Raw genomic sequence first — 15,637 nt, forward strand, 5'->3', positions numbered from 1 at the left:
ATAGCCACCATTTTTACCAAAAAAAACAAGTTTATACATAAAAAGGTGTCAGGCACCATGTGAAATTTTCGCATGGTGCCTGACACCCTTTTTTGTGGTTTGTTATTCTGTTATTTCTTCGTGGATGAGGATTGGCGCATCAACTTTGGTTGATGAAATTTTGATATTTTCATAAAGCTTTGCTTTTACTTCGCTTACGTCTTCAAAATTGCTGTATATCGTTACTAATGATTCACCTTTTTTGACTTGATCACCGATTTTTTTTCTTAAGACAAGTCCAACAGCTAAATCAATCACCGATTCCTTGGTTGCTCTCCCTGCTCCAAGTAACATAGCTGCAGTTCCCACTTCATCTGCTACGATTTCGGCTACAAAGCCATCTTCTTTTGCTTCAAGTTCAAACGTATATTTTGCCTGTGGCATTTTTGCAGGGTCATCAACAATCGAGGCATCCCCGCCTTGTGAACTTAAAAACACTTTTAATTTATCAAGTGCTGATCCATCTTTAATCACGTTTTCAAGAAGAGTACGCGCTTCTGCCAATGAACCAGCCTTTTCAGCTAAGTAAACCATATGACTGCCAAGTGTTAAGCAAAGTTCTGTTAAATCCTCTGGGCCTTCCCCTTTTAATGTATCAATTGCTTCTTTTACTTCAAGGGCGTTTCCAATGGCATATCCAAGAGGCTGGCTCATATCAGAAATAACGGCCATTGTCCGTCTGCCGACATTATTACCAATCCGTACCATTGCTTTGGCTAATTCTCTTGAATCATCAAGCGTTTTCATGAAGGCACCAGCACCTGTTTTTACATCAAGAACAATCGCGTCAGCACCCGCTGCAATCTTTTTACTCATAATGGAACTGGCAATAAGCGGAATGCTTTCTACTGTTGCTGTTACATCTCTTAATGCGTAAAGTTTTTTATCAGCAGGCGTTAAGTTTCCACTTTGTCCAATTACAGCGATTTTATTCTTATTAACAAGTTCGATAAATTCGGCGTTATCAATTTCAACATGGAAACCATTAACTGCTTCTAATTTATCAATCGTTCCGCCGGTATGACCCAAACCACGTCCAGACATTTTCGCAACTGGTACGCCTAACGCAGCTACAAGCGGACCAAGGACAAGAGTGGTTGTGTCGCCAACTCCTCCGGTTGAATGTTTGTCAACTTTAATTCCTTCAATTTGTGATAAGTCAATTTGATCTCCTGATTCTACCATCGACATGGTTAAATCAGCTCTTTCGTTCTCGGTCATCCCTTTAAATACAATGGCCATTGTTAAGGCACTCATTTGATAATCAGGTATGGTACCATCTGTATAGCCGTTTATGATAAATTTAATTTCTTCCTTTGTTAATTCGTGTCCGTCTCTTTTTTTCTCGATTAAGTCAACCATTCTCATTATTTATCACCACTCTGCTTTCACGTTTTTATAAGGCAATGCTTTTAACGATTTCTTTAATATAGAGGAGGAAATTCGCTTTTACTTTTTCAGTTGTTTCGATTACCTCATCATGTGTAAGCGGTTGATCTAGAATTCCTGCTGCCATATTCGAAATACATGAAATACCCAGCACTTTCATTCCACTGTGGCGGGCAACTATAACTTCCGGTACAGTAGACATACCTACTGCATCACCGCCGATTACTCTAGCCATACGAATTTCTGCAGGGGTTTCATATACAGGACCAGAATTTCCAATATATACGCCTTCTTTTACATTAATGTTTAAGCGAGAGGCGATTTCTTTTGCTATGGTACGTAACTCCTTAGTATAAGCCTCCGACATATCTGGGAAACGGGCACCAAGTTTAGAATCATTTGGACCAATCAAAGGATTTGTACCCATATTATTAATATGATCGGAAATAATCATTAAATCGCCTGGCTCGAAGCTTTCATTAACTCCACCTGCAGCATTGGTAACGATTAACACTTCTACCCCGAGTTCTTTCATGACACGTACAGGAAAGGTTACTTTATCCATGGGATATCCTTCATAGAAGTGAAAGCGTCCTTGCATAGCGACAACCTCAACTCCACTCAATATACCAAAAACAAGCTGCCCTGCATGACCTTCTACTGTGGAAACCGGAAAATCAGGAATTTCATTGTAAGGAATTTTGACTGGGTTCTCAATTTCATCTGCTAAAACCCCCAAACCAGATCCTAAAATAAGGCCTATCCTTGGTGTATTTCCATATTTATCCTTTAAAAATCCAGCAGCGTTTTGAATTTTTTCAATGTTCATTTTCATTCCCCTTTTTAACTTAATTCTTTTAAAAAGCTTTTTCCGTAGTTTGGCATTTTCACATTAAAGTTTTCCGCAACTGTCGCTCCAAGATCGGCAAATGTTTCACGCACAGGTAACTCTTTTCCTTCTTCCATTTTCTTAGAGTAAACAAGTAAAGGCACATATTCACGAGTATGGTCTGTACCAGGTGCGACAGGATCATTACCATGGTCAGCTGTAATCATTAATAGGTCATCTTCCTTCATTTTGGCAAACACTTCAGGAAGACGGGCATCATATTCTTCAAGAGCTTTACCATAACCCTCTGGGTCACGACGGTGACCATATAACGCATCAAAATCCACTAGATTTACAAAACTGATTCCTGTGAAATCCATATCGAAGGTTTCAACCAATTTATCCATTCCGTCCATATTAGAAACGGTACGAAGTGATTTTGTAACACCTTCCCCATCATAAATGTCTGAGATCTTTCCGATAGCGATTACATCGTTACCAGCATCCTTTAATTCACTCATTACTGTACGGTCAAAAGGTTTTAAGGCATAATCATGGCGGTTGGCTGTGCGTTTAAAATTCCCTGGTTCCCCCAAAAACGGACGGGCAATCACCCGACCAACCATGTATTTTTCATCAAGTGTCAGTTCACGAGCAATTTTACAAATTTTATATAGTTCTTCAAGCGGTATAATTTCTTCGTGAGCAGCAATTTGCAGCACAGAATCAGCAGAGGTATATACAATCAATGCGCCTGTTTTCATATGCTCTTCGCCAAGCTCATCAAGAATTTCCGTTCCGCTCGCTGGCTTATTACCAATAATCTTTCTGCCGGTGCGGCTTTCTAATTCGGACAACAATTCTTCCGGAAAACCCTCAGGGAAAACTTGAAAAGGAGTTTGAATATTTAGCCCCATTATTTCCCAATGTCCTGTCATCGTGTCTTTCCCATTAGATGCTTCCATCATCTTGGTATAAAAAGCTAACGGTTTTTCCGATTTGGCAATTCCATTTATTTCACGAATATTGCTTAACCCCAATTTCGCCATGTTTGGCATATTGAGTCCGCCCATTCTTTCTGCGATATGGCCAAACGTATCTGCACCTTTATCACCAAACTTTTCGGCATCGGGAGCTTCGCCAATACCGACAGAGTCCATTACGATAATAAAAATCCGTTTATATATATTTGATGTCAATCGAATCTTCCTCCTTTATACTAGGAAACGTTTACAAATCAAAAATCACACAAAATAGGTTACCCTATTTAAATTAGAACTATGAAGGTGAAACATAATTCTATTCGTCAGAAGTCTGACATCTATATTTTACTAAATGTTTTCGAAAATACAAGAAAAAAACCGCCAAAATTTTTGGCGGCTTTGTGACAATATGGTGAAGTTTAATTGTAGACTATGATTCTATTAAGCTCTCGGGTGAAATTTACTATAAACATCCTTTAACCTTGGCTTTGTAACATTCATGTATACTTGTGTTGTTGAAATGTCGGCGTGTCCTAACATTTCTTGAACAGCCCTTAAATCCGCGCCATTTTCCAATAAATGCGTGGCAAAAGAATGGCGAAGAGTATGAGGGGTAAGCTCTTTCGCGATACCAGCCTCATTTGCTAGTTTTTTTAAAATCTTCCAAAATCCTTGCCTAGTCAGCCTTTTCCCTTGATGGTTTAAAAACAGTGCCGCATCAGGATGCTGATTAGCTACAAAATGAGGTCTGCCAAAATCTAAATATTGCTTGATAGCTTCAGTTGCAGCACGTCCAAGAGGGATTATCCTTTCTTTATTTCCTGTTCCTACACATCGGATAAATCCCATCGCCAAATGGACATGATCGAGATCAAGGCCAATCAATTCACTTACTCGAATTCCCGTTGCATAGAGAAGTTCAAGCATTGCCTTATCCCGTCTTCCAAAGTGGTCGTCCAACTTTGGTGCATTTAAAAGGATTTCTACATCCTTTAAGCTCAATACTTTTGGAAGGGTTCGTTCTTGTCTGGGCGTGTCAATCAATACCGAAGGGTCCTGCTCAGTTGCTTTTTCCCTTAGCAAAAATTGATGAAAAGAACGAATAGAAGCAAGATGTCTTGCTATTGTTTTGGACGATTTTCCTTGCTCTTTTAAAAAACTTAGAAATTGAACAATATGAATGCGCTGGGCTTCATTTATAGAATGTATGGCTTCAACATTTACTAAATAATGAAGATAGCTTTTTAAATCCCGTTCATAGGAAAGTATCGTATTTTGGGCCAACCTTTTTTCAACCATCAAGTATTGCATAAAATTCTTAATTTGATCTTCCATCGTTCCTACTCCCCATTTAAATAAAACAACATCAGCCGATCTAACAACGAAGAATTTTCTTCCTCTACTGCATTGGAAACCTTTAATGCAGCCCCTTCTGGTGCATCATAGCGATGATAGCTTTGATACTCTTCAGATACCCACATGATACCATAATAGAAGAGAATCGTGCATCCTGTGAATATAATAAAAACTTTTAAGGTTTGCATTGCTATTTTTATAAATGAGATCATCTTACATCCCCCAATTTTCAGGTAGTCTAGTAAAAGGTATGCCTAATTGTTTAAGTTTTATACCTTAATATCTTGAAAAGCAGGTAAACACATAAAAAAAAGCCCTTTCTATATAAAAGGACCTTCCGTTTGTTATTCAGCTTTTTCTTCCACTTTTGCTTTATCCTGGCAGCGATAGCAAATGCCATGAAAAGTTAGGCGATGATCTTTGATCTTAAAATTCCATCTTCGTTCCACTACAGCTTCCACATCTTCAAGTAAATCTTCCTGAATTTCATCAACAGCGCCACATTCAATACAAACGAGGTGATGGTGAAAATGGGCCGCACCTTCCTGCCTTAGGTCGTATCTAGATACACCATCACCAAAATTTATTTTATCGACAATTTTTAATTCCGTTAATAATTCTAATGTCCGATAAACAGTTGCTAATCCAATTTCAGGCGATTTTTCTTTTACGAGGAGGTACACATCTTCCGCACTTAAATGATCCTCTTCATTTTCTAGTAAAACTCTGACGGTTGCTTCCCGTTGAGGTGTTAATTTATAACTAGCTGAATGCAACTGTTTTTTTATTCGTTCGATTCTAGTTTCCATCCTGAAGTCCCTCCCTCGCCACTGTTATTTCTCATTATAACAGATGAGAAAAGAGATTCAAAATAAAATTATTATAAATAAGATATTAAAATTAATATTAAATAATAATTATTTTAAAATAGTGGAACTTAGAATCGTTTTCATAAACCATGGTGACAAATATGCCTCAATACCAGATGCTACTGATATAAAAATCACTGCAGCAATCAGGGCAAAGATATATCCCTTAAAGAAAGGCATGATTGGCTGAGCATATTTTTTCATAAATTGTTTTTTGATCATTCTCATTGAAAAAATCACTGATAATGCAGCCATCATGATAAATATCGGAATGATGATTAAATTTTGCGGAAGGATTGAAGCAAGAGCTAGCATAAATCCCTTCCACCCCATTTGACTCACTAAAAAGCCAACCGTAAACCCGACAACCATCCCTTTTACAAATAAGAGAATGAGAATGATTGGAAGCCCAATGATCGAAATGCCAAGGATCCACATCAATCCAATGAACTTGCTATTATGAAAAAAACTTTGTAAAAATAGGTCATTATCTTCCGCTACCTTACCACCGGAGACTTGACCAAAAAATTGGGATAAATAGTAGTAAAGATCCTCCTTCTGGGTAAAACTCATACTATTTACAACGATGGCCCCAAAGATGACCCCCATAAAAAATAAAATTACAATAAATAAGAAAATTGAGGAATGCTCACGGAAATAACTAGCGGCATTGGACTGGTTCAATCGTTTTTTCATTTGCGGTTCCTCCTATATTGTCAATTCGGTTAATACAATCTATGCCTAATCTAGTTTTTCTAGTACAACACAATTTGATAGAATATAAATAAAATCCCGGCAGCCTTTGCTGCCGGGATTTTAATCCGCAATTTTCCCGTATTTTCCGCCGCCGCCGGCTGCTAGGTTTACTTTTCCTTCCCTAGCTTTCATGATAAGATCGGCGATTTTGTCTGGAACTACTTCTTTTAATGCCTCATATGGAACTTCATGTAATATGGCCATTTCGCTGCCAAAATGGTTCACCAGTTTTTCTAGCAATTTTGGACCTAAGCCTGGAATGAACTCAAGTGGTACTTGGTGAACATAGGGAGGACGCCCCGCAGGACTATGATCGGCCGTTTTTAATTCCAGAATACGGTCGGCCACTCCTTTGATGATTTTTTTATTACCGCATAGAGTACATAATTGGTCGTCATCAGCTGCCGGATTTAGGCATTCAGCACAAACGGTTTTGTGATATTTACCTAGTAGAGGGTCGAGTCCATAATTGGCGATTATTTTCCGTCCGGCTTCTCCTTTTAAGGCTTTATACAATTCTAAAAACGTTGGTTCCTTCATTGCGATTACCTGATACTCCCGGGCAATTTTTGCAAGTGAGTGAGCATCCGAATTCGTTACAAACGTATAATTGTGTAACTCGCCTAATTGATCTGCCATACCTGTGTCTGAGCTTAAACCAAGCTCAATCCCATCAATTAAATCCGGGTCCAGCACCTCAACCAATGATTGTTTAACCCCTTTTCCATATAAACTCTTGAAGGGGGTAAAAACATGGGCTGGAATGAAAATGCCGCCCAGTTCTTTTACTTTTCTTTGTAAAACAAGGCCTGTTACATAGATTCTTTGTGAGCTTAATTGAATATTTTTCAAGTGACCCGACAGCCAGAATGAGAACTCTTTCATTATGGATAGGCTAGGAAAATAACAAAGGAGATGAATCGGGCCGCCCGATTGTTCATCATAAATCTCCAATTCCGAACCAGGTATGACCGTCAAGTCACCAAAAATTAGACCACCATCCGGGTGCTCTACAATTTCTCCGCTCTCAATCAGACTTTCCATTTCAAGGATAACCTCAGGTGAATGGCTGTCGATTATACCTACCATGTTGAGACCTTTTTCATGCCTAGCGTGTTCGATGATATTTGTAAATGTTAACGATTTGGCCCCAGTAATTTTGACTGGTTTGCCTGTCCAAGTTCGTCCAATGTGAATATGTAGATCTACATAATAGCGATTCATTTTTGTCCTAATGCCTCTTGCAATTGTAAATATTGGACCGCATAGATTGTTTTTGCGTCATAGATTTTTTGCTCCCTGATATAATGCAGTGCTTCTTCAAGAGTTAATTCTTCGAGACTCACAAATTCATCTTCATCAAGTGCAGCAGCATTTTCTTTTTTTGATAATCCCTTTGCTAAATAGACATGGACAATTTCATCGGCAAACCCTGGGGAAGTATAAAAGGATGTAAGTAATTTAAGACTCTCACATTCATAGCCTGTCTCTTCTTCAAGCTCGCGACGGGCACAAAGGGCTGGCTCTTCCCCTTTTTCCAGCTTTCCTGCAGGTATTTCTACAATTGTTCTTTCTAACGCTTTACGGAATTGTTCGACCATGATGATTTTGTTTTCATTTGTAATTGCTAAAATCGCAACTGCCCCAGGATGTTTGATGATTTCACGTTTGGATTGTTTGCCGTTAGGCAGCATGACATCCTGCAAATATAAACTGATTACTTTTCCTGAATAAATTTCTTCGCTCTTGAGTGTTTTTTCTTCAAGCTCGCTCATAAAGGTCACTCCTGTTCTATTCCGTTAATCTGCTCATACATTTTACCATACTTTATTTGGAGGGGTATGGGATGAAGGTGGTCGTTCATGAAAAGGGAATTATTCTCGTCGGGAAGGGCTGGGAAATACTTCAAAAGCTTAAACAATATAACAAGGATTATGTTTATGTTTCCGATTGGGTCCAAAATATTATCCAAAAATGAGGTTTGCTGTTTGTAGTCGCCCTGTTCTTTTTGTAAAATGATAGAAAAAAGGACGGGGTGTTTTTTTGAAAAAGAGAAGACTAGGAACCTCCGATTTGTATGTTAGCGAGCTCGGACTCGGTTGCATGTCAATCGGAACGGAGGAGAAAACTGCGCGAAAGATTATCGAATCAGCACTCGAGGAAGGTATCAATTATTTTGATACAGCTGATTTATATGATTTCGGTGAGAATGAAAAAATTGTCGGCCAGGCGTTAAAAGATGTTCGTGAACAGGTGATTATTGCTACGAAGGTCGGGAATCGCTGGAATCCAGATCAAAGCGGATGGTCGTGGGATCCTTCTAAAGCCTATATAAAAGAAGCAGTAAAAAACAGCTTGAAACGGCTTGGGACAGACTATATTGATCTTTATCAATTGCATGGCGGTACTTTGGCGGACCCCATTGATGAAACGATTGAAGCGTTTGAAGACTTAAAGGCGGAAGGATTGATTCGTTATTATGGGATCTCATCGATTCGGCCTAACGTAATTCGCGAATATGTGCAGAAGTCTAGTATTGTTTCTGTGATGATGCAATATAGCATTTTAGATCGGAGACCTGAAGAAGAGTCTTTCCCACTGCTAGAGAAAAGTGGCATCAGCGTTGTAACCCGAGGGCCGCTTGCCAAGGGGGTTCTGAGTGATAAACTATTGGAAAAAGCGTCTGAAAAGGGGTATCTGGAGTATAGTTTCGAAGAATTAAGAGCGATTTTACCACTGTTAAAAGAAAAAGTTGCATCTTTTCGTTCGTTTACTGGGGTGGCGTTGCAATATAATCTAGCAAACCCTGTTGTGGCGTCTATTGTTGCCGGTGCGAGCAGTGTGGAACAAATTAAGAGTAATGCTAAGGCGGTAAGAAGTGAGTCCCTTACTGATGGAGAGGTTGCGCTTATAAAAGAATTAACGAAAGCTAGTATTTATATGGAACATCGTTAAAGGAGAGCTTTTTGCTCTCCTTTTATTTAGTGATCCCATTCTATTATTTAAATTCCTTCCAATTCATCCCACTTTCATTCAATAACTCTTCAAATGATTTATTCTTTTCTTTTAATCTGCGCTCTTCACGTTTTCTTTCTTCTTCCTCTTGTTTTTTTCTATCTTCCTCTGCCTTTAATTGATCCTGTTGATCTTTCAGCTGCTTAATTAAGTCCGGATTAATCATATCCTTAAGTGTTACAGGTTTGTCAGTTGCGTTTGGTTTAGATTGATTTTTTTGTTTCGCTTTCTTTTTCATTCTAAACTCCCCCATTTTCATGAAATAAATTAAATTATATCAAAAAACAGGCTGTTTGAATTCACAGCCTGCTTGGTATTTTTTAATATGCTTCTAGTCTAACACTTTCATCGACATTCAAAGCTGCCTCTGTCGAATTAACGACTTCTTCAACTGTAAATCCTTTTGCCACTTCCACGAGTCTTAACCCGGAGTCGGTCACGTCCATGACCGCACGCTCGGTGATAATCCGATTGACTACTCCTTTTCCTGTTAATGGAAGAGTACATTGTTTTAGAATTTTTGATTCGCCTTTTTTATTGACATGCTCCATGATGACAATGATTTTCTGGGCGCCGTGAACAAGGTCCATTGCACCGCCCATTCCTTTAATCATTTTTCCTGGAATCATCCAGTTGGCGAGGTCACCGGTTTCAGAGACTTCCATTCCGCCAAGAATCGCAAGGTTTACATGCCCACCGCGAATCATCGCAAACGATTCAGCGCTGTCAAAATAGGCTGCCCCGCTGATGGCAGTTACTGTTTCTTTCCCAGCATTAATTAAATCTGGGTCCACATCATCCTCATGAGGGTAGGGACCAATTCCTAGAAGACCATTTTCTGATTGCAAAACAACCTGTTTATTATCGGTTATATAATTGGCAACGAGGGTTGGCATGCCGATTCCCAAATTTACATAAAAGCCGTTTTCAATTTCCTTCTCTGCCCTTATCGCAATTCTCTCTCTGACAGAGACTTTCTCATTCGCCATTCTCTCTCTCCCCTTTCTACCAACTTTATTTACTTACTGTTAATCTTTCAATTCGTTTCTCCTGCGTTCCCTCGATAATCGCTTGCACATAGATGCTTGGAGTATGAATAAAATTCGGATCAAGTTCTCCAATTTCATAAAGTGTTTCTACTTCAGCAATCGTTACTTTACCGGCTGCTGCTATCATCGGATTAAAATTTCGCGCTGTTTTGTGATAAACGAGATTCCCCATTTTGTCGCCTTTCCATGCCCTGACAAGACTAAAATCAGCTATCAGCGCTTCTTCTAAAAGGTATTCCCGTCCGTTAAAAATCTTCGTTTCTTTCCCCTCAGCAATTGGTGTCCCTACCCCGGCAGGAGTATAGAATCCTGGGATTCCGGCACCGCCCGCTCTAATTTTCTCCGCTAATGTTCCTTGCGGCGTCAATTCCACTTCCAGCTCTCCTGTTAACACCTGTCTCTCAAATTCTTTATTTTCCCCAACATAGGATCCTATCATTTTTTTAATTTGCTTATTATTTAATAAGAGCCCAAGACCCCACTCATCAATCCCGCAATTATTGGAAATAACCGTTAAATCCTTAACTCCTTTTTCGGCTAATGCTAAAATCAAGTTTTCTGGTATCCCGCACAAGCCAAATCCGCCTACCATCAACGTCGCCCCATCATGGATATCGGCAACCGCTTCCTGGAAGGATGTACATATTTTCTTCATTTTCGTTCCTTCCCCCTTCAATGAACGTTTTTATGCAAGCTCTACAATCGTTGCGACCCCTTGCCCGCCGCCAATACAAAGTGTTGCTAAACCTACGCGCGCCTGTCTCTTTTTCATTTCATGAATTAAGGTTACAAGAATTCTTGCACCGCTTGCTCCGATTGGGTGACCGAGAGCAATTGCGCCGCCATTTACATTGAGAATTTCTTTATTAAACTGAAGTTCGCGGTCCACTGCCAATGATTGAGCTGCAAAGGCTTCATTCGCTTCGATTAGTTCAATTTCTTCCATCGAAACGGATGCCTTCTCTAATGCTTTCCTAACGGCCGGAACTGGACCGATTCCCATAATGCTTGGGTCTACACCAGCACTGGCATTCGCTTTGATTGTTACTAGTGGCTCTAATCCTAATTCTTCCGCTTTTTTCTTGCTCATGACTACCACTGCAGCCGCACCATCATTTATACCTGATGCATTTCCTGCCGTTACAGTACCGTCCTTTTTAAAAGCTGTTCGTAAGCCAGCCAATTTTTCTGCTGTTGTTCCTTTCTTCGGATATTCGTCCACAGCAAAAACGATTGGCTCCCCTTTACGTTGCGGGATGACAACCGGAACGATTTCATCTTTAAACTTACCCGCATCAATCGCCTTAACTGCTTTGTCTTGGCTCCAGGCCGAAAATTCATCCTGTTCTTCTCTTGTGATTGAATATTTTTCCGCAAGGTTTTCAGCGGTAATGCCCATATGATAATTGTTAAATACACAGGTTAGTCCATCTGATGTTAAGGAATCGACTAATTTTTGATCGCCCATTTTAAAGCCGTCACGGGCATTTTTTAAAAGGTATGGTGTCTGGCTCATATTTTCCATCCCGCCAGCAACTACAATTTCTGCATCTCCTGCTAATATGGCTTGCATCGCTAGGTGAACAGCTTTTAATCCTGAACCGCAAGCTTTATTAATGGTCATTGAGGAAACGCTTTCAGGAATTCCCGCTTGAATAGCCGCCTGCCTTGCCGGGTTCTGCCCAAGGCCAGCCTGCAGGACATTTCCCATTATTACCTCATCGACTTGTTCCGGTTTTACCCCCGCCCGCTCAAGTGCTCCCTTGATAACAGTCGCTCCTAACACCGGTGCGGATACATTTTTTAGGCTTCCATTAAAATTTCCAAGTGCAGTTCGGACCGCACTGACAATGACTACTTCTGTTTCGTTCATTACTATCTCTCCTTCAGCCTTTTTTACCTTTACTACTTCTAGATGAATACAGAAAATCCTCTAATTTTGTCAAAATTTCATTTTTTCTTGATTTTTCGAAAATATCACCTCTACAATGAAGGTATGAATATTTTGGGGGGAAAATGATGCTTAATTTACCGAAAAAAGTAACCATCATTGAGGTTGGCCCGCGCGATGGTCTGCAAAATGAAAAGTTATTTGTTCCTACTAACATAAAAAAACAATTTATTGCTTCATTACGGGATGCAGGGCTTCTGGAAATGGAACTGACTTCGTTTGTTTCGCCGAAATGGGTGCCGCAAATGGGCGATGCTGCTGAAATTGTTGCTGACTGCCTCGATGAGAAAGCAAGAAACATTGTCCTAGCCCCAAATCAAAAAGGGATTGACAGGGTTTATTCCACCGACTGTAATGCTGTTGCGGTCTTTGTTGGGGTAAGCAACTCGTTCAATCTTAAAAATATTAATAAAACAACGAACGATAGTGTGGCGGAACTGAAGCCAATCATCCAGGAATTAAAGGAAAAGAATTATTTTGTGCGCGCCTGTATTTCTACTTCCTTTTATTGTCCTTACGAAGGGAAAATAAGTGAAAATGATACGATTGCACTTTGCCGCGAGTTTGTTGAGGCTGGGGTCGATGAGTTAAGCGTGGCCGATACGATTGGGATGGCGGCACCGAATGAAGCGTATTCTTTGTTTTCCCAATTAAAAGCGGAATTCCCTGGGGTTCTTTTAACGGCCCATTTTCATGACACGCGAAAGTTGGGACTTGCTAATATACTGGCCTCGCTTCAAGCAGGAATTGAGCGCTTCGATTCCTCTGCCGGCGGGCTAGGCGGCTGCCCGTTCGCCCCTGGTGCCAGCGGAAATGTAGCTACTGAGGACGTCGTTTATATGCTCGAGAGAATGGGAATTGAAACAGGCGTTAATTTAGATAAGATGGTGGATGCCATTGAAATCGTCCGTCCTCATCTATCAAGGCCGATTGAAAGCGGCTATTATCGATTACATGCTCAAACGGTTTAGATTCGTGAATAATCAACCTTCTATCTATGCATCTTATTAGATGAAACCACTCGAAGGGAGATTTTTTCATGAGTCAAAAACGGGATAAAGGAAACAGTCAAAAAGGCAAAAACTATGCAGAAACTGGCGGAAGCGGCACGCGGATGATGGCAACTGAAGAAATGAACAAAGCGATTCATCCAACCAAGCGACAGAATGCAGAGTCATAAAAGAAAAGCGGAAGCGCCTTGTCCAGGGGCGACAAGCATAAGACGAGCCGGCGGAAAGGTTGCTTTTTAACCTTTTCGACGGATTGGCTTAGACCAAAGAGCCCCTAGGCGCTGGAGGTGGACAGTTCTCAAAGTGTGATGTCAAGTGATTTGTATTATCAGCCTAGGCCGCTAAATTGGAGTCAGCGGCTTTTTTTATGTTAAAATTTATGGGCGCAGTTAATTAGTTTTTCATATGTTATAGTACTTATTTTTAGGAGGTGCCCAGGTTTGAAAAAGGCATTTCGAGCCCTGTTTATTTTACTTTTTTTCTGGTTATCTCTTGCGTTATATTTTACCAACCGCATCATGTATATGAAAAAGAAGGACGAAGATTTTATCTTGAAGCGGGAAAAGGAAGCGGGCCGGTATAAACCTGATGAATTTGAGTCTCTCCCAAAACGGGAGGTTGACATTCCTTCCCCTTTTGGCTATATCATAAAAGCTGTTTTGGTTGAACCCCACCAGACTAACCGCTATATCGTTGTTACCCATGGTGTAACGGAAACGAAGATCAATTCGATTAAATATGCGAACCTTTTCCTTGAACGCGGCTTTAATGCCTTGATTTACGACCATCGCCGCCACGGCGAATCTGGTGGAAAAACGACAAGCTTCGGTCACTACGAGAAATATGATTTAAAAACAGTTGTCGACTGGCTCAAAAAAGAAAAAGGGCCCAATATCGAACTAGGGATTCACGGCGAATCAATGGGGGCAGCAACGATGCTGTTGTATGCAGGTCTTCTAGAGGATGGTGCCGATTTTTATATTGCGGATTGCCCATTTTCTGATTTCAAAGAACAGCTTGCCTATCTCATCAAAAAAGACTTTAAGTTGATTCCTGGACTCTTGCTGCCGATTGGTGATGCCTTTTTACGATTACGTGATAAATATTCGATTCGGAATGTTTCTCCGATTTCGGTCATTGAAAACATCAAACATCCGATTTTATTCATCCACAGCGAAAAGGATGATTTTATTCTTCCCACCATGACGAAAGAGCTATTTGAGCAAAAAAAAGGGCCGAAGATGCTTTATCTTGCAGCCAATGGACGCCATGCCCAGTCCTTTAATGAGAATCGGGCTGATTATGAACGAGTGATTGATGAATTCTTGCAAAAATATATTGATCATCCTTTACCTAATTAAAAAACAGACTGTCCATTGGATCAGTCTGTTTTTTCTTTCAATATAAAACTCATATGGCCGTTCAAGATTTGTCCCGGACTTTTTAATTGAAAACAATTTGTAGTTTTTGAAAAATCTATTTTCATTTGTTCCTCAAAGAAGACCATTTTTGATTTTTCAACATAAATTGGTCTTTCGTTTGTCTCAATCGCGATATCGGTATCATCCAGCTCCGTAACAAACCATAATGCTATTACGCCGTTGACCGCGCAGCCGCAACCGTCTGTATCATACTTTAGCTTCAAATAGCCTTCTCGGTTGGCGGTTCTTTCATTTATTTTTTCTATTGCTTCTGCAGTTATTAATATTTCCACGTTTAAATCCTCCCTTATTAGGCATATGCTGATTGTATCATAAATGTTTTTAAGGGAGTGTCAGTAATGCCTCAAATTCAAATCAAAGTAAATGATAACGGATCATTAAGAATCACAGGTGATGTGGAATTATTAGATGGAGAAGGCAATGTTTATACGACAAAGCCATCCTTTTCCCTCTGCCGCTGTGGATTATCAAATAACAAACCTTTTCCGATAGTTCACATAAAGGTAAATTCGAATCACAAGTTCGGGTTCCTAAAGAAGAATAAGACAACAACGAGCGGCTTGACGTTGGCAAGCCACTCGTTTTTCATATGTCCGTTAGTCTTATATCAGCAATCGCATCAATTGGAATCCGGTGCACCTCTTCAAAGCGGTCTACTACATGAAGCCTTTGCACCATTTCGTCCCAGTAATGAATTTTGCCAATCACAATTTCATAATTCCGGTTATGATAATGGGTAACCGTAACGTACTGATCAAATTCAATCGCTTCAGACAAGACCTCGTTCATGAGTTCTAGCTGCTGTTCATCCATTTCCTTTTTCTGTTCGTATCCATCTTCTTTTACCCAATCCCTAAGCAATTTCACATGCTCAGGAAGCATCATCGACGTCCATTTGATTCTCCCGCGGTCGCGAATCATACGTCTCTACCTTCTTTCCGCATTCACT

20 protein-coding genes and 1 pseudogene are annotated in these 15,637 nt (G+C 40.1%); 6 read left to right on the plus strand and 15 right to left on the minus strand.

Annotation, left to right across the window (positions count from 1 at the left end; all coding sequences use genetic code 11):
• Positions 1-102: 102 nt before the first annotated feature.
• The 9 genes from ABES02_RS25700 to ABES02_RS25740 all read right to left on the minus strand — a co-directional run bounded on the left by ABES02_RS25700 (position 103) and on the right by ABES02_RS25740 (position 7,996).
• Positions 103-1,407 (minus strand): pyrimidine-nucleoside phosphorylase, encoded by a 1,305-nt coding sequence (locus ABES02_RS25700; protein ID WP_430140609.1) that lies wholly within the window; start codon positions 1,405-1,407, stop codon positions 103-105.
• Between the two features lie 28 nt (positions 1,408-1,435).
• Positions 1,436-2,257: a purine-nucleoside phosphorylase gene (locus ABES02_RS25705; protein ID WP_430140610.1), complete on the minus strand. Its 822-nt coding sequence runs from the start codon at positions 2,255-2,257 to the stop codon at positions 1,436-1,438.
• A 14-nt stretch (positions 2,258-2,271) separates the two neighbouring features.
• Positions 2,272-3,456: a phosphopentomutase gene (gene deoB, locus ABES02_RS25710; RefSeq protein ID WP_430140611.1), complete on the minus strand. Its 1,185-nt coding sequence runs from the start codon at positions 3,454-3,456 to the stop codon at positions 2,272-2,274.
• 225 nt (positions 3,457-3,681) lie between these two features.
• The gene (xerD, locus tag ABES02_RS25715) at positions 3,682-4,575 is read right to left on the minus strand and encodes a site-specific tyrosine recombinase XerD (protein WP_430140612.1); all 894 of its coding nucleotides are present in this window, start codon (positions 4,573-4,575) and stop codon (positions 3,682-3,684) included.
• Between the two features lie 5 nt (positions 4,576-4,580).
• Positions 4,581-4,808, minus strand: coding sequence for a YqzK family protein (locus ABES02_RS25720; RefSeq protein WP_430140613.1), 228 nt, complete (start codon positions 4,806-4,808; stop codon positions 4,581-4,583).
• 132 nt (positions 4,809-4,940) lie between these two features.
• A complete protein-coding gene (locus ABES02_RS25725) occupies positions 4,941-5,405 on the minus strand; it encodes a Fur family transcriptional regulator (RefSeq protein WP_430140614.1) in 465 nt (154 codons plus the stop codon).
• 108 nt (positions 5,406-5,513) lie between these two features.
• Entirely contained in the window at positions 5,514-6,161 is a 648-nt protein-coding gene (gene spoIIM, locus ABES02_RS25730) for a stage II sporulation protein M (RefSeq protein ID WP_430140615.1), read from the minus strand.
• Between the two features lie 120 nt (positions 6,162-6,281).
• The gene (locus tag ABES02_RS25735) at positions 6,282-7,445 is read right to left on the minus strand and encodes an endonuclease Q family protein (protein ID WP_430140616.1); all 1,164 of its coding nucleotides are present in this window, start codon (positions 7,443-7,445) and stop codon (positions 6,282-6,284) included.
• Positions 7,442-7,996, minus strand: a complete 555-nt coding sequence (locus tag ABES02_RS25740; protein ID WP_430140617.1) for an NUDIX hydrolase — start codon at positions 7,994-7,996, stop codon at positions 7,442-7,444. Before ABES02_RS25740 ends, ABES02_RS25735 begins: the two co-directional genes overlap by 4 nt.
• Positions 7,997-8,067: 71 nt before the next feature.
• On the opposite strand from ABES02_RS25740, the gene mciZ reads away from it, so the two are divergent.
• Both mciZ and ABES02_RS25750 read left to right on the plus strand, forming a co-directional pair.
• A complete protein-coding gene (mciZ, locus tag ABES02_RS25745) occupies positions 8,068-8,199 on the plus strand; it encodes a Z-ring formation inhibitor MciZ (protein WP_430140618.1) in 132 nt (43 codons plus the stop codon).
• Between the two features lie 65 nt (positions 8,200-8,264).
• Positions 8,265-9,176, plus strand: a complete 912-nt coding sequence (locus ABES02_RS25750; RefSeq protein WP_430140619.1) for an aldo/keto reductase — start codon at positions 8,265-8,267, stop codon at positions 9,174-9,176.
• Between the two features lie 43 nt (positions 9,177-9,219).
• Here the strand turns inward: ABES02_RS25750 and ABES02_RS25755 are convergent, their stop codons facing one another.
• The 4 genes from ABES02_RS25755 to ABES02_RS25770 form a co-directional block, all read right to left on the minus strand.
• A complete protein-coding gene (locus tag ABES02_RS25755; protein ID WP_430140620.1) occupies positions 9,220-9,474 on the minus strand; it encodes a YqkE family protein in 255 nt (84 codons plus the stop codon).
• 82 nt (positions 9,475-9,556) lie between these two features.
• Positions 9,557-10,225 (minus strand): 3-oxoacid CoA-transferase subunit B, encoded by a 669-nt coding sequence (locus tag ABES02_RS25760; protein WP_430140621.1) that lies wholly within the window; start codon positions 10,223-10,225, stop codon positions 9,557-9,559.
• A gap of 25 nt (positions 10,226-10,250) precedes the next feature.
• Positions 10,251-10,940 carry a CoA transferase subunit A gene (locus ABES02_RS25765; protein WP_430140622.1) on the minus strand — a complete coding sequence of 230 codons (690 nt, stop codon included), beginning with the start codon at positions 10,938-10,940 and terminating at the stop codon, positions 10,251-10,253.
• A 30-nt stretch (positions 10,941-10,970) separates the two neighbouring features.
• Positions 10,971-12,158, minus strand: coding sequence for an acetyl-CoA C-acetyltransferase (locus tag ABES02_RS25770; RefSeq protein WP_430140623.1), 1,188 nt, complete (start codon positions 12,156-12,158; stop codon positions 10,971-10,973).
• 143 nt (positions 12,159-12,301) lie between these two features.
• Here ABES02_RS25770 and ABES02_RS25775 point away from each other — a divergent pair, with 143 nt between their 5' ends.
• From ABES02_RS25775 to ABES02_RS25785, 3 genes are all read left to right on the plus strand, one after another.
• Positions 12,302-13,207, plus strand: a complete 906-nt coding sequence (locus ABES02_RS25775) for a hydroxymethylglutaryl-CoA lyase (protein ID WP_430140624.1) — start codon at positions 12,302-12,304, stop codon at positions 13,205-13,207.
• A gap of 68 nt (positions 13,208-13,275) precedes the next feature.
• Positions 13,276-13,416, plus strand: a complete 141-nt coding sequence (locus ABES02_RS25780; protein ID WP_430140625.1) for a hypothetical protein — start codon at positions 13,276-13,278, stop codon at positions 13,414-13,416.
• A 270-nt stretch (positions 13,417-13,686) separates the two neighbouring features.
• On the plus strand, positions 13,687-14,607 hold the full coding sequence (locus tag ABES02_RS25785) for an alpha/beta hydrolase (protein WP_430140626.1): 921 nt from the start codon (positions 13,687-13,689) through the stop codon (positions 14,605-14,607).
• 20 nt (positions 14,608-14,627) lie between these two features.
• Here the strand turns inward: ABES02_RS25785 and ABES02_RS25790 are convergent, their stop codons facing one another.
• Positions 14,628-14,960 carry an iron-sulfur cluster biosynthesis family protein gene (locus ABES02_RS25790; protein WP_430140627.1) on the minus strand — a complete coding sequence of 111 codons (333 nt, stop codon included), beginning with the start codon at positions 14,958-14,960 and terminating at the stop codon, positions 14,628-14,630.
• 66 nt (positions 14,961-15,026) lie between these two features.
• Here ABES02_RS25790 and ABES02_RS25795 point away from each other — a divergent pair.
• Positions 15,027-15,232 (plus strand): annotated as a pseudogene (locus tag ABES02_RS25795) (CDGSH iron-sulfur domain-containing protein).
• Between the two features lie 41 nt (positions 15,233-15,273).
• Here the strand turns inward: ABES02_RS25795 and ABES02_RS25800 are convergent.
• Entirely contained in the window at positions 15,274-15,609 is a 336-nt protein-coding gene (locus ABES02_RS25800) for a YolD-like family protein (RefSeq protein ID WP_430140628.1), read from the minus strand.
• Between the last annotated feature and the right edge of the window lie 28 nt (positions 15,610-15,637).

Origin of the sequence: Neobacillus pocheonensis (genome assembly GCF_050477905.1) — a bacterium.
Lineage (GTDB): Bacteria > Bacillota > Bacilli > Bacillales > Cytobacillaceae > Neobacillus > Neobacillus pocheonensis_A.

What these genes read in the sequence shown, in the direction of transcription:
- ABES02_RS25700 (WP_430140609.1), bottom strand. Translation starts at nt 1,407, where the DNA reads ATGAGAATGGTTGACTTAATCGAGAAAAAAAGAGACGGACACGAATTA.
- ABES02_RS25705 (WP_430140610.1), bottom strand. Translation starts at nt 2,257, where the DNA reads ATGAACATTGAAAAAATTCAAAACGCTGCTGGATTTTTAAAGGATAAA.
- xerD (WP_430140612.1), bottom strand. Translation starts at nt 4,575, where the DNA reads ATGGAAGATCAAATTAAGAATTTTATGCAATACTTGATGGTTGAAAAA.
- ABES02_RS25720 (WP_430140613.1), bottom strand. Translation starts at nt 4,808, where the DNA reads ATGATCTCATTTATAAAAATAGCAATGCAAACCTTAAAAGTTTTTATT.
- ABES02_RS25725 (WP_430140614.1), bottom strand. Translation starts at nt 5,405, where the DNA reads ATGGAAACTAGAATCGAACGAATAAAAAAACAGTTGCATTCAGCTAGT.
- spoIIM (WP_430140615.1), bottom strand. Translation starts at nt 6,161, where the DNA reads ATGAAAAAACGATTGAACCAGTCCAATGCCGCTAGTTATTTCCGTGAG.
- ABES02_RS25735 (WP_430140616.1), bottom strand. Translation starts at nt 7,445, where the DNA reads ATGAATCGCTATTATGTAGATCTACATATTCACATTGGACGAACTTGG.
- ABES02_RS25740 (WP_430140617.1), bottom strand. Translation starts at nt 7,996, where the DNA reads ATGAGCGAGCTTGAAGAAAAAACACTCAAGAGCGAAGAAATTTATTCA.
- mciZ (WP_430140618.1), top strand. Translation starts at nt 8,068, where the DNA reads ATGAAGGTGGTCGTTCATGAAAAGGGAATTATTCTCGTCGGGAAGGGC.
- ABES02_RS25755 (WP_430140620.1), bottom strand. Translation starts at nt 9,474, where the DNA reads ATGAAAAAGAAAGCGAAACAAAAAAATCAATCTAAACCAAACGCAACT.
- ABES02_RS25760 (WP_430140621.1), bottom strand. Translation starts at nt 10,225, where the DNA reads ATGGCGAATGAGAAAGTCTCTGTCAGAGAGAGAATTGCGATAAGGGCA.
- ABES02_RS25765 (WP_430140622.1), bottom strand. Translation starts at nt 10,940, where the DNA reads ATGAAGAAAATATGTACATCCTTCCAGGAAGCGGTTGCCGATATCCAT.
- ABES02_RS25770 (WP_430140623.1), bottom strand. Translation starts at nt 12,158, where the DNA reads ATGAACGAAACAGAAGTAGTCATTGTCAGTGCGGTCCGAACTGCACTT.
- ABES02_RS25775 (WP_430140624.1), top strand. Translation starts at nt 12,302, where the DNA reads ATGATGCTTAATTTACCGAAAAAAGTAACCATCATTGAGGTTGGCCCG.
- ABES02_RS25780 (WP_430140625.1), top strand. Translation starts at nt 13,276, where the DNA reads ATGAGTCAAAAACGGGATAAAGGAAACAGTCAAAAAGGCAAAAACTAT.
- ABES02_RS25800 (WP_430140628.1), bottom strand. Translation starts at nt 15,609, where the DNA reads ATGATTCGCGACCGCGGGAGAATCAAATGGACGTCGATGATGCTTCCT.